This is a genomic window from Sphingomonas sp., from assembly GCF_964263785.1.
Lineage (GTDB): Bacteria > Pseudomonadota > Alphaproteobacteria > Sphingomonadales > Sphingomonadaceae > Sphingomonas.
The window spans coordinates 1-11,261 of record NZ_CAXVWL010000096.1 but is presented as its reverse complement, the minus strand read 5'-3'; the positions used below and the strand labels follow the sequence as shown (position 1 = coordinate 11,261).

19 protein-coding genes and 1 pseudogene are annotated in these 11,261 nt (G+C 65.7%); 10 read left to right on the top strand and 10 right to left on the bottom strand.

From position 1 onward, the window contains the following. From thiC to ACE5C1_RS12940, 4 genes are all read left to right on the top strand, one after another. The coding region (thiC, locus tag ACE5C1_RS12955; RefSeq protein WP_374944492.1) for a phosphomethylpyrimidine synthase ThiC at positions 1-1,815 on the top strand (1,815 nt) is incomplete at its 5' end. 132 nt (positions 1,816-1,947) lie between these two features. Further along, the gene (locus tag ACE5C1_RS12950; protein WP_374944491.1) at positions 1,948-2,367 is read left to right on the top strand and encodes a DarT ssDNA thymidine ADP-ribosyltransferase family protein; all 420 of its coding nucleotides are present in this window, start codon (positions 1,948-1,950) and stop codon (positions 2,365-2,367) included. Continuing rightward, positions 2,367-3,020: a hypothetical protein gene (locus ACE5C1_RS12945; RefSeq protein WP_374944490.1), complete on the top strand. Its 654-nt coding sequence runs from the start codon at positions 2,367-2,369 to the stop codon at positions 3,018-3,020. The genes ACE5C1_RS12950 and ACE5C1_RS12945 overlap by 1 nt, the downstream gene beginning before the upstream one ends. A gap of 158 nt (positions 3,021-3,178) precedes the next feature. Next, positions 3,179-3,496: a BrnA antitoxin family protein gene (locus ACE5C1_RS12940; RefSeq protein WP_374944489.1), complete on the top strand. Its 318-nt coding sequence runs from the start codon at positions 3,179-3,181 to the stop codon at positions 3,494-3,496. 41 nt (positions 3,497-3,537) lie between these two features. On the opposite strand, the gene ACE5C1_RS12935 is transcribed toward ACE5C1_RS12940, so the two are convergent. The 5 genes from ACE5C1_RS12935 to ACE5C1_RS12915 all read right to left on the bottom strand — a co-directional run bounded on the left by ACE5C1_RS12935 (position 3,538) and on the right by ACE5C1_RS12915 (position 4,968). After that, on the bottom strand, positions 3,538-3,738 hold the full coding sequence (locus ACE5C1_RS12935) for a hypothetical protein (protein ID WP_374944488.1): 201 nt from the start codon (positions 3,736-3,738) through the stop codon (positions 3,538-3,540). 26 nt (positions 3,739-3,764) lie between these two features. After that, positions 3,765-4,046, bottom strand: a complete 282-nt coding sequence (locus tag ACE5C1_RS12930; protein ID WP_374944487.1) for a type II toxin-antitoxin system RelE/ParE family toxin — start codon at positions 4,044-4,046, stop codon at positions 3,765-3,767. Then, positions 4,043-4,285 (bottom strand): type II toxin-antitoxin system ParD family antitoxin, encoded by a 243-nt coding sequence (locus ACE5C1_RS12925; RefSeq protein ID WP_374944486.1) that lies wholly within the window; start codon positions 4,283-4,285, stop codon positions 4,043-4,045. Before ACE5C1_RS12925 ends, ACE5C1_RS12930 begins: the two co-directional genes overlap by 4 nt. A gap of 165 nt (positions 4,286-4,450) precedes the next feature. Continuing rightward, positions 4,451-4,717 carry a Txe/YoeB family addiction module toxin gene (locus tag ACE5C1_RS12920; protein WP_374944485.1) on the bottom strand — a complete coding sequence of 89 codons (267 nt, stop codon included), beginning with the start codon at positions 4,715-4,717 and terminating at the stop codon, positions 4,451-4,453. After that, positions 4,714-4,968, bottom strand: coding sequence for a type II toxin-antitoxin system Phd/YefM family antitoxin (locus tag ACE5C1_RS12915; protein ID WP_374944484.1), 255 nt, complete (start codon positions 4,966-4,968; stop codon positions 4,714-4,716). Before ACE5C1_RS12915 ends, ACE5C1_RS12920 begins: the two co-directional genes overlap by 4 nt. Before the next feature lie 9 nt (positions 4,969-4,977). Between ACE5C1_RS12915 and ACE5C1_RS12910 the strand changes: the two genes are divergently transcribed. Next, positions 4,978-5,205, top strand: coding sequence for a hypothetical protein (locus ACE5C1_RS12910; RefSeq protein WP_374944483.1), 228 nt, complete (start codon positions 4,978-4,980; stop codon positions 5,203-5,205). A 4-nt stretch (positions 5,206-5,209) separates the two neighbouring features. Here the strand turns inward: ACE5C1_RS12910 and ACE5C1_RS12905 are convergent, their stop codons facing one another. Both ACE5C1_RS12905 and ACE5C1_RS12900 read right to left on the bottom strand, forming a co-directional pair. Further along, entirely contained in the window at positions 5,210-5,362 is a 153-nt protein-coding gene (locus ACE5C1_RS12905) for a hypothetical protein (RefSeq protein ID WP_374944482.1), read from the bottom strand. Between the two features lie 94 nt (positions 5,363-5,456). After that, positions 5,457-5,738, bottom strand: coding sequence for a DUF427 domain-containing protein (locus ACE5C1_RS12900; RefSeq protein WP_374944481.1), 282 nt, complete (start codon positions 5,736-5,738; stop codon positions 5,457-5,459). Positions 5,739-5,952: 214 nt separating this feature from the next. Between ACE5C1_RS12900 and ACE5C1_RS12895 the strand changes: the two genes are divergently transcribed. Next, positions 5,953-6,717 (top strand): hypothetical protein, encoded by a 765-nt coding sequence (locus ACE5C1_RS12895; RefSeq protein WP_374944480.1) that lies wholly within the window; start codon positions 5,953-5,955, stop codon positions 6,715-6,717. An 87-nt stretch (positions 6,718-6,804) separates the two neighbouring features. On the opposite strand, the gene ACE5C1_RS12890 is transcribed toward ACE5C1_RS12895, so the two are convergent. Next, the gene (locus tag ACE5C1_RS12890) at positions 6,805-8,310 is read right to left on the bottom strand and encodes a S41 family peptidase (protein WP_374944479.1); all 1,506 of its coding nucleotides are present in this window, start codon (positions 8,308-8,310) and stop codon (positions 6,805-6,807) included. A 156-nt stretch (positions 8,311-8,466) separates the two neighbouring features. Between ACE5C1_RS12890 and ACE5C1_RS12885 the strand changes: the two genes are divergently transcribed. Together ACE5C1_RS12885 and ACE5C1_RS12880 are read left to right on the top strand one after the other, a co-directional pair. Beyond that, complete coding sequence (locus ACE5C1_RS12885; protein ID WP_374944478.1) at positions 8,467-8,817, top strand: hypothetical protein; 351 nt, start codon at positions 8,467-8,469, stop codon at positions 8,815-8,817. A 99-nt stretch (positions 8,818-8,916) separates the two neighbouring features. Beyond that, positions 8,917-9,426, top strand: a complete 510-nt coding sequence (locus ACE5C1_RS12880) for a ferritin-like domain-containing protein (RefSeq protein ID WP_374944477.1) — start codon at positions 8,917-8,919, stop codon at positions 9,424-9,426. Positions 9,427-9,443: 17 nt separating this feature from the next. Here ACE5C1_RS12880 and ACE5C1_RS12875 read toward each other — a convergent pair whose 3' ends face one another. Continuing rightward, positions 9,444-9,851, bottom strand: coding sequence for a DUF1810 domain-containing protein (locus ACE5C1_RS12875; RefSeq protein WP_374944476.1), 408 nt, complete (start codon positions 9,849-9,851; stop codon positions 9,444-9,446). Positions 9,852-9,944: 93 nt separating this feature from the next. Between ACE5C1_RS12875 and ACE5C1_RS12870 the strand changes: the two genes are divergently transcribed. Then, the gene (locus ACE5C1_RS12870; RefSeq protein ID WP_374944475.1) at positions 9,945-10,454 is read left to right on the top strand and encodes a hypothetical protein; all 510 of its coding nucleotides are present in this window, start codon (positions 9,945-9,947) and stop codon (positions 10,452-10,454) included. Between the two features lie 4 nt (positions 10,455-10,458). Beyond that, positions 10,459-11,079: a YbhB/YbcL family Raf kinase inhibitor-like protein gene (locus tag ACE5C1_RS12865; RefSeq protein WP_374944474.1), complete on the top strand. Its 621-nt coding sequence runs from the start codon at positions 10,459-10,461 to the stop codon at positions 11,077-11,079. Between the two features lie 57 nt (positions 11,080-11,136). Here ACE5C1_RS12865 and ACE5C1_RS12860 read toward each other — a convergent pair. Further along, positions 11,137-11,261 (bottom strand): annotated as a pseudogene (locus ACE5C1_RS12860) (IS630 family transposase); the annotation flags it as partial.

Sequence of the window (11,261 nt, the reverse complement as noted above, 5' to 3'; positions counted from 1 at the left end):
GTTACCACCGGCCCGATCCGTGGCTCGAAGAAAATCCACGTCGGCCCGCTCAAGGTCGCGATGCGCGCGGTGCACCTCGATCCCGCGTGCGGGGAGGCCCCGCTCAACGTCTACGACACCAGCGGCCCCTACACCGACCCGGACGCGCGCATCGACATCGGCGCCGGCCTGCCCCAGCACCGCCGCCAGTGGATCGAGGCGCGCGGCGACGTCGAGAGCTACGCCCGACGCGAGCTGCGCCCCGAAGACAACGGCCAGCTCGGCCCCGACCGCAGCGGTGGCGTCCAGCCCTTCCCTAACGTGCCTCAGCGTCCGTTGCGCGCAAAGGCAGGCCAGAACGTCAGCCAGATGCACTACGCCCGCCGCGGCATTATCACGCCCGAGATGGAGTACGTGGCGATCCGCGAGAACATCGGCCGCGACATGCTGCGCGACCATGTCCGCGACGGCGAGAGCTTCGGTGCCAGCATCCCCGATCACGTCACCCCCGAATTCGTCCGCGACGAAGTCGCCCGCGGCCGCGCGATCATCCCGTCGAACATCAACCATCCCGAATCCGAACCGATGGCGATCGGCCGCAACTTCCTGGTCAAGATCAACGCCAACATCGGCAACAGCGCGGTCGCCAGCAACGTCGCGGCGGAGGTCGACAAGCTCGTTTGGTCGATCCGCTGGGGCGCCGACACGGTCATGGACCTGTCGACCGGCCGCAACATCCACGACACCCGCGAATGGATCATCCGCAACTCGCCCGTCCCGATCGGCACCGTCCCGATCTATCAGGCGCTGGAGAAGGTCGGCGGCGTCGCCGAAGACCTCACCTGGGAAATCTTCCGCGACACCCTGATCGAGCAGGCCGAACAGGGCGTCGATTACTTCACCATCCACGCCGGCGTCCGCCTCCCCTACATCCCGATGACCGCCAAGCGCGTGACCGGCATCGTCAGCCGCGGCGGCAGCATCATGGCCAAATGGTGCCTCAGCCACCACAAGGAATCGTTTCTCTACGAGCGCTTCGACGAGATCACCGAGATCATGAAGGCGTACGACATCGCCTACAGCTTGGGCGACGGCCTCCGCCCCGGCTCGATCGCCGACGCCAACGACGAAGCGCAGTTCAGCGAGCTCTATACCCTCGGCGAGCTCACCCACCGCGCCTGGGCGCAGGACGTCCAGGTGATGATCGAGGGTCCCGGCCACGTACCGATGCACAAGATTAAGGAGAACATGGACAAGCAGCTCCAGGTCTGCGGAGAGGCCCCCTTCTATACGTTAGGGCCCCTCACTACCGACATCGCCCCCGGCTACGACCACATAACGTCGGGGATCGGCGCAGCGATGATCGGCTGGTTCGGCTGCGCGATGCTCTGCTACGTCACCCCAAAGGAGCACCTCGGCCTCCCCGACCGCGACGACGTCAAGGTCGGCGTAGTCACCTACAAACTCGCCGCCCACGCCGCCGACCTGGCGAAGGGCCACCCCGCCGCAAAGTTGAGGGACGACGCGCTAAGCCGCGCCAGGTTCGAATTCCGCTGGCGCGACCAGTTCAACCTCTCCCTAGACCCCGACACCGCCGAACAATACCACGACCAGACCCTCCCCGCGGAAGGCGCCAAAACCGCCCACTTCTGCTCGATGTGCGGCCCCAAATTCTGCTCGATGAAGATCACCCAGGAAGTCCGCGACTTCGCGGCAAAGCAGAATGCCCCGGTCGAGACGTTCGTCGCGGCGGAAGAGGCGGAGGCTGGGATGGTCGGGATGAGCGAGCGATTTCGGGAGAAGGGCGGGGAGGTCTACCTGCCCGCGACCAATTAAACTTGTCCTCTAAGCATGAGATCAATCAATGAGCGATGTGGACAAGTTTGCAACAATCCTGTCCGATAAGGGCTACAGCTTCTTCCATTTCACCGATACTCGAAACTTGGTCTCGATAGGCAGCATGGCCTTTTGTCAATGCAACAGCTTCGCCAACGCGGCCTCATAGTCGCACCCGGCGGAAACGACTGGAGCATGGACGCCGACCGGCGCACTGGCATGGACCGCTACGTACATCTGTGCTTTTTCAGAGAGCATCCGATGGAATGGCTTGCGAAGCAGGATGGGCGCATTAGGGAATCGCGCTTTCTCAAGATTCATCCGAGTATCATACGCTCTCCCGGAACTTTGATCACGGACCGCGTATCGAACAAGGCTGACGCTTGGCCACAGCCTGCTGAGCAGATGATGGAAAAGCTCGATCTTGAGATTATTTACACGCAGACTGACTGGAAAGATCCCAAAATACAGGCGAGATTAAAAGCAGCACGACTGTGCGAGATTTTAGTTCCGAACCATGTTGGCATTAGCCTGATCAAGAATGCACACTGATGGCCGAACGTCCCGTTTTCGTGCCGAATGTCAACGGCAAGCGGCTGGTCCTTGAGGTTCCAGTGAGCTTCAAATGGCATCCCGGCATGGCACCTAGTCAGAAGCGAAAGAATGTATCCGCATTGCACGAGGCGGCTCAGTCCAAAGGTATGTCATATCTTCTCGAAGTATCTAGCAAATCGGATCGAGAAATTGGTAGGAGATTGAGCGCCTTCTATCAGAAGGTGCTTTTGAAAGACGGTAGGGTCCATGCACTTGAGTGCGTTTACCAAGGTAGTAAGGTATTTGACGATGGTGGACCTTACCCGGATTTGTTTGAATTAGAGCCGAGAGAAGCGAAGCGCGATATTCGCCTTAAATCTAGTGGTAATCTGATTGCCTTTGAGCTCGAAGGTGAGCGCTTTCCTATCCAACCCAAAAGTGTTTTTTACGATTGGTTGTATACTAACGCGATCTATCCAGAAAGAGATTGGCTTAAGCGGTTAGATAAAGTTGATGGCTTTACCGATATTGAGTTTAATCCGGAGAAATCGATTAGTTGTCAAGCCCGGTCTTGTGCTTTTTTTGTTGCACTACAAAAAACAGGACAGCTAGAGGATGCCATGAGCACATTCAGTAGATTTTCTCAATTGCAGGAAGCATTTGCTCTTTAGTTCATACTGTATAGCTGACAGTGGTTGCTGCGAACCACTCGGCATTGTCGACGGCGTTCAACTCCTACTCGTTGCGCATCTATGGATGGAGGACGATGGCAACGAGATCGTCCGCATCATCTCGGCAAGGCCCGCAACGCAGGCGGAACGGAAGCATTATGAGCGATAATCTGGTCCGATACGAGTTCGACCCCACCAATCCGACGCCGCTGACCGACAGCCAGCGCGCCGAGCTGGAGGCACTCGCCGCGATGCCCGACGACGCGATCGATCTGTCCGACATGCCCGAAGTCACCGACTTTTCGGGCTGGACCCGCGGCCGCTTCTACAAGCCCGTCAAGCAGCAGCTCACCCTGCGCCTCGACGCCGACGTGGTGCATTGGTTCAAGACGCACGCGCACGGCGGCGGCTACCAGACCCGGATGAACCAAGCGCTGCGCGACTATGTCGAGGCGCAGCAGGTCAAGCGTGCGTGAACTGAAGCGCTCAGCGATCGTCCCCGCGCATGGCGGCACAATTACCCCACCCCCAACGCCGCCAACACCCCCGGAAACCGGATCAGCTTGGGATAGGCCCCCGGTACCTCCTCCGCCACGCCCTGCGCGATCAGTTCGACGACGTTGTTCCCCGCCCCGCCGTAACTCACCCCCAGCAGCGCGGCCAAATCCGACAACCACATCGCGGGCCGCTCGAACGCCAGGTCGATGATCCGCAGCATCAGCGCCGATCGCCGCGCCGTTCGAGTCACAGACGCCGTCTTACATTTCCCGCCTTGTGCAACACGCGAAGGATGCTGAGTCTGTCCCCATCACGGCAATAGTAGACGCGGTGCTGCCCGACCGGGTGACTTCGCACGCCCGGATCATCGCCATACGCCTCGCCAAGCTCCGGATAGTCGCGAAGCCGTGCCAGCCCTCGTCGATCGTGCGCAGGTTCCGCCGAAACCGCGTCGCCATGCTGTTCCGCGCTGTAAGCAGCGATCTCGCGCAGGTCGGTCCGCGCACGAGCGCGCAGCTTGACGATCACCCCGCGGCTTGCAGGCCGCGCCGCTCGGCGATGATGTCCTCGATCGTCGTGTCCACCTCGGGCGACGCCAGCCCCTCGTCGATCGCCGCGAGCAACCGCGCGCGTGTGTCCGCATCGTGACGGTCGCGCCGGAGCAGCTCGGCCGGATACGCCCCCGCGCTCCCGAGCCGCGCTTCGGCTGCACGCGATTCAGCCCATGCGCTGAGATCATCCGAAAAGGAGACGTTCACCTGAGACATCCGACGAACGTATGCGGCACCCGGCCCACTTTCAACGAAAACCCGCTTTCGTGAAAAGTGCTCCTGCCACTTTCAACTTTCGTGAAAGGTGTTTGGAAACCCAGCCGATGCCCACCCGAGACCTGCTCACGCCCGCAATCGTTGCCGACGTCCCCGCCAAACCGCTCAATAATGATACCGGCACTGCGCCACCTGCAGCGTTTGCTCGTCGCCACTGCCCGCCACGCGATACACCAGCCGGTGTTCCCACCCGATCCTCCGCGACCACCAGCTCGCCAGGTTCCCGCCGAGTGGCTCGGGCTTACCGGTGCCCTTGAACGGGTGGCGGCGGCATTCCTCGATCAGCGCCTTGACCTTGGCGAACAGCTTGGCATCCTGCGCGCTCAGGTCGATGTACTCGGCCCAAGATCGCGACGAGAACCGGACGTTCACGGATGAATCAGCGCGTGCACCTCGCCGCCGCCTGCCTCCAGCTCGGCGATGCTCTCCAACAGCCGCTTGGCATTCGCGGGCGAGCGCAGCAGATACAGCGTCTCCTCGATCGACGCCCATTCGCTTGCCGAGATCAGCACCGCACGGTCGCCGCGCTGACGCGTGATGGCGAGCGGGGCACGGTCGGCGACGACCTTGTCGATCATCGACTTCAAATTCTCGCGGGCTTCGGAATAGCTGACGGCTTGCATGTCCGATGGATGGACAACGATTTGTCCAATGTCGACGCTGGCAAGCCGACAGCATTTGTTGCGGAGGCGGCGACGATGCCGGTCGACACGCTGTTCCTGCTCACCGGCGGTAAATGCCGCGCCGCGATCCACCTCTACGAGCGCGCCGGCTTCGTCCACGACGCCGAGGTCATGGACGCATATGGCGTCACCTATGCCCGCTGCGACGTCGCCATGCGCCTCCCACCGCAAGCCTGACCCGCTATCCCCGTAAAGCGGGCACGATCCAGATCAGGCTCATCGCCACGACAGCCAGAAGCAAGCCGATCCCCAGCACCCAGCGGACGCCCTGTCCCTTGATGCCGCCGCTCGCCTCTTCCTCGCTCAGGTCCAGATCGTCGCCATGTCGCTGCACGGGTCATCTCCTCGCGTCATGACGACGCGCACGCTGCCATAGCACGGCGCAGCCCGTCAGGCACGCCGATGCACGCGCTCGATCGCGGCCCGGCTCACCGCACCGTCACGCCCTTCCAGAACGCCACCCGCCCTGCGATCGCCTTGGCCGCATCCTTGGGCTCGGGATAATACCACGCCGCATCGCGGTTCTCCGCGCCGTTCACCGCCAGCGTGTAGTAATGCGCGGTCCCCTTCCACGGGCACGTGCTCGTCGTCGCACTGTCGCGCAGCACGCCGGCGTCGACCGCATCGAGCGGAAAATAGCTGTTCCCCTCCACCACGGCGATGTCGTCGCTCGCCGCGATCCGCGTGTCGTTCCACCAGGCTTCGGCCATGTCCATGCTCCTTAGCGCACCGGCCCACCGGGACCTGCGCATGCGCATAACCGGCCGCGCGGCTGATGGATGCCCCCGCGCCACACCGCGGCCCCGAAATCTCCAACACGCGCGCAGGCAGGCTGTCCTACACGCCGCCGCCATGATCCTTACCGGGCATGACAAACCCAGCCAGCAAGCCCACGCGCACCCCGCAACCCCGAACGAGCGGGCCGTGCCCGGCAACGATCCCCAAGCGCTCCTTTCCGCGCCCCAAGACGAGCCCGAATACGACGCCCACGGCTTCGACCCGGCCGATTTCGAATGGCGCCCCGTCCCGCGCCGCCCGCGCGCCGACGGCTGGACGCCCGACGTGCAGCGCGCCTTTATCGAGGCGCTCGCGGACACCGGCCTGGTGTCCGCGGCGTGCGAGGCGGTCGACATGTCGGTGGCCAGCGCCTACCGGCTCCGCCGCGCCGCGGGTTCCGGTGGCTTCCGATCGGCCTGGGACGATGCCACCGCCCACGCTGCCGCACGGCTCACCGACGTTGCCTTCACCCGCGCGATCGAAGGCACCGACATCCCCGTCTTCGATCGCGACGGCTGCCGCATCGGCGCCAAGCGCCAGTATAGCGACCGGCTGCTGATGTTCCTCCTGCGCGCCTATCGTCCGGAGGTCTTCCGCCATGCGAACCAGGAGATCCGCCGCGCGCACGAACCCGCCCCAGCACCGCCGAGGCCGGTCGTCGAGGCGGTCGCGGCGCTTGCCCCGGTCCTGCCCCCCGCGCCCCACGCGCTGCTCGCGCCCGACGATCTGGCCGAAGCGGTTGAGATAGCGCGCATGTGGACGATCGTCGAAGCGAACGATCCGCCCGATCGCGACCGCGAGCGGTATGTCCGCGAGCGGATCGAGCCGAACCATCCGGCCGCCAGCGCCCGCCGTGCCGAACGCCACCGGCGCGAAGCGGAGCGGAGGTGGGGCGATGAGGAGGAGTATTGAGGCGCAACACCGCGCATTGGCCTCACCTTAGCCTCACCTTCCGCTGCCGCGACGGCCCTTCGCAGGTCTCAGGTGTCGGAAAGGGGATCAATACGCCCCCGGCACCTCACGCTGCACCGTGTCGGGGCGTTCGGGGCTGAGCAGCTGGCGCCGGTCGAGCAGCACGGGTTCGAGGCCCAGCGTCCGTGCCGCCGCGGTCGATACCGCACCGATCGGGATGCGGGTGCACGACTTGCCCTGCAGGAAGTTGAGCGCCGCCCGGGTCGACGCCTCGCGCGCATCGCCCAGCGGATAACCGATATCGTCCCCCGCCTGGCAACTCGCCTCGACCGTCGTCGCCAGCCCATCGAAATATTTGCCGTTATGCGCCGCATTTTCCGTCGCGAAGGCGATCACGCGGAGCCGGTCGTCGCAGGCGGCCTTGTCGAGCGCGATCTGCCCGACCGGCTTGCCATAGGTGTTGCTGCCGATCAGCCCGGCATTGGCGTGGAGGTAGGGCGTGAAGGCGTTGATGACGAGCTCGCTCGCCGACGCGGTCCCGCCCGTGCCGATAAAGGCGACCCTGGTCGGCGCGACCGACTGCGGCTGCGGCGAGAAGAAGCGCGTCTCGTTCTCCGACGACTTCTCGGGCCGGAAGGTGGTGTAGCTGAACACGTCGGAGGTCGATCGATTGGCGCCGAGCAGGTCGCCGAACAGCTCGGCAATCGAGACCAGCCCGCCGCCGTTGTAGCGCAGGTCGACGACGATGTTGGTCACCCCCGCCGCCCGGAACCGCGCGAATGCCTCGCGCAATGCCGGGTCTGCGGTGGAGATAAAGGTGCGCAGGTTGACGTAGCCGTAGCGCCCGCCGGCATCGTCGATGATCTTGGCGCCGTAGCGCGACGATACCGGGGTCAGCGTGTAATCGGTCTTGGCGATCGTCACCACGCGCGTCGCACCCGCGGCATCGCTGACCCTGAACGTGCGCGTCGTGCCCACGGTGTCGGGGCCCAGCGCATCGCTCAGCCCGGCGGTGCCCTGCGCCGCGGTGATCGCGCTGACGTCGCGCAGGCTGTTGGCGTCGTTGCCGATCGCCAGGATTTCGGTGCCGCGGTCGATTCCGGCGCCGAGCGCGGTCGTGCCCTCGAACGCCTCGGTGATGAACAGCCGCCGCGCGCTGGCGTCGACCGCCAGCCGGACGCCGAAGCCGGCGCTGGAGCCGGAGGAATAATAGGCATCCTCTTCCGCGATCGAGGTCAGATAGGTGAAGAAGCGGTCGCGCCGCTGGCTCCGCGCGGTCGCGGTCAGCGCGTCGACATAGTCGCTGACGGTCGTGTAGGGCGTCGGATCGAGGGCGGTCGGCAGCGTTTCGGGGAACAGATACCATTCGCGCAGCTGCGCCGCCGCCCAGTCCTGGCGCTCGCGCAGCGAACAGCCCGCGGTCGTGGTGCTGCCCCCGCCTGTACTGCCGCCCGTGCCTCCGCCTGTACCTCCGGTCGTGCCGGTGCCCCCGCCGGTCGACGGATTGCCGGTCGAGGACGAGCCACCCCCGCCGCCGCAGCCCGCCAGCATCGCGGTCAGGCACACGACCGCGCCGAAACGCCGAACCTTCATGATTTCACCTCACCTCAACGGTTTACATCTATCCGCCAGCGATGCCGGACGCAATCGCGATCGCCCGTGCGCACGCCCACGCAACCCCGCCCGCCGCGGCTCGTTGAATATGCAACGAGGCCCTCCTGCTGGACCGCGTTCGCCAAGGACGGTTGTATGATGATCCGCCATCTCTCCGCTGCCGCGCTGGGGCTGTCGCTGGCCGCTTGCGGATCCGGCAACGATCCTCAGCCGACGACCAACGTCGGGGCAGCAGACGATTACGTGGTCCGCGTCCGCGCTCTGTCCGAAGGGCAGCGCGACGCGGTGCTGCTGCGCGCGATCCGCGATTCCGGGCGCGACTGCCAGCAGGTCAGCCGCTCCACCGCGATCCCCGACGTCGGCGGCGCGCCCGCCTGGGCCGCGCAATGCGCCGGTGGCGACATGTGGGCGGTCGCGTTCAATCCCGGCGGCATTGCCACCGTCACCAAAGCCACCCCCGATACGACGGATGCCAAGGGCGGCTGATGTGGATCGACACGATTGCGCGCAACCGACCGGGCCCGCCGCCGTTGTTGCGGCAGGCCGCGCGACCGTCCGCGCCACGCCACACCATAAGGACATGACATGGGCCTGTTCACCAAGGATATCGCCACGCTGGAAGACCTCTACCAGCACCAGCTCCAGGACGTCTATTACGCCGAGCAGCAGATCACCAAGGCGCTGCCCAAGATGATCGACAAGGCGACCGACGCGCAGCTGCGCGCCGGCTTCGAGACCCACCTGCGCGAGACCGAGGGCCAGATCGCCCGGCTCGAGCGCGTGTTCTCGATCGAGGGCCACAGCCCCAAGGGCGTCACCTGCCCTGCGATCGACGGCATCATCAAGGAAGCCAACGAGGTTGCGGGCGAGGTCGATGACAAGGCGGTGCTCGACGCCGCGCTGACCGCGGCGGCACAGGCGGTCGAGCATTACGAGATCGCGCGCTACGGCACGCTGATCGCCTGGGCCAAGCAGCTCGGCCATCACGAATCGGCGGCGCTCTACGCCGAGACGCTCGAGGAGGAGAAGGCGACCGACGCCAAGCTCACCAAGCTGGCCGAGAGCAAGATCAACGCGCAGGCCGAAATGGCCTGACTTATGCGCTGGCGCGGCTATCCGAGCCGCGCCAGCGTCGCCGTGTCGCGTGCGCCCTCGTAGAAGCGATCGAGGACGCGCGCGAACGTCGCAGGTTTGTCGGCGACCTGCTCGAACAGCGTCATCGACGACCGCAGCTTGATCGCGTCGATCGAACCGAGGATGTCTTCGGCGCTACCCCGCGCCGCCATGATCGCATCGACCGCCGCCGCAAGCCGCGGCCCCAGCACCGGGTGCGCCAGATACGCTCGCGCCTCCACACGCGATGCGATGGCATAGAAGCGCGCGGTCTCGCTCCGGCCGAGTCCGGAGATCTGCGGAAAGACAAACCACATCCAATGCCCGCGTTTGGCGCCGGCCCGCAGTTCGGCCAGCACCGAATCGAAAACGCTGTCCTGCGCGGCGACGAAGCGATCGAGGTCCATGGCCGCACAACGCCGGACGACCCGCGACGGTTCGCCGGCAGGCAACCGGCTGATGCGGCCAGGCGTTTACGGCTTCGAGTCGAAAGGAACGCGATGCGCTTGACCCTCCCTGCTCTCGGCGTCTGTCTGGTCCTAGCCGCCTGCGGCAACGGTGACACATCGCCCGCCAACACCGCGGCCGCGGCCAGCTTCGTGCCCCCGCCGACCCAACCACCGACACCTGTCGCGGGCCAGGCGCAGACGATCCCGCTCACCGCCTATGTCGGCCATTACCCCGATCAGCCGGTCGACGGCATCGGCTTCTTCGATCGCACCGACGTCGCAACCGCGCTCGACGGTGCAGTGACCGACGCCAAGCTGCGGCGCGCGATCATCCACAATGCGGGTCCCCGCACCCCGATTTTCCAGGTAGGCACCCGTGTCGCGACCTGGGGCTGCGAGGCGCACGACTGCGGCGACCACAACTGGACGCTGCTCGTCGATCCCGCATCGGGCAAGGGCGAGGTCTGCGTCCAGGACGGCACCGGTGACCGCAGCCGCTGGTACGCTGGCGGCCCTGCCGTAACCCGCGCGGGCGGCTGCCCGTCCGAACGCAAGGAATAGCGCCATGCTAGAACACGTTCCCGCCTGGCTTGGCAAGGCGCTGTCGGGCATGCGTGCGGGCACCGATGCGCTCGCCATCGCCCGGCCCGAACTCGGCGGACGGTTCGCCGCGCTCGACCTGACTAGCCCGGCCTTCGCCGACAGCGCCCGGTTGCCCGAGCGTTTCACCGCCGATGGGGAGGGCTGCTCGCCCCCGCTCATCTGGGGGCCGCCGCCCGCGGGCACCGCGATGCTGGCGCTGATCGTCGAGGATGCCGACTCACCCGCGACACAGCCGCTGGTGCATGCGATCGTCTGGGGCTTGCCCGCGTCGGCGGGCACGCTAGCCGAGGGTGCCGTCGTTGCGGACGGCACCGGCGATGCGAGCAGCGGCGACGTCGGACGCAATTCGTTCCTGCGCGAAGGCTGGCTGCCGCCCGATCCGCCGACCGGGCACGGCGAGCACCGCTACGCCTTTCAGCTGTTCGCGCTCGATGAGGGCGCCGCCGATCCCGGCGCTACGCCCGGACGTGGCAAGGTCGTCGCGGCGATGGCAGGGCACGTGCTGGCGGCGGGGCTGCTCGTCGGCACCTATTCGCGCGGCGAGGCGGCGCCCGTCGGGCCCGTCGGGGCGGTCGCCGTGTGACCCTCAGGCGACGCTCGTCCCCGGCTGGCCGAGGACAAGCGCTAGAGCGGTTTCTGATCAGTCTGCATCGTATCCGGCGGCGGCGAAGTAGTTCGAGCATTCGAGGGGCGAGTAGAGATCGACGATACGGCCGATGGCATTCCAGAGGCCGTGGATGGTGCGCTCGGCCGCCTTTCGCAGGT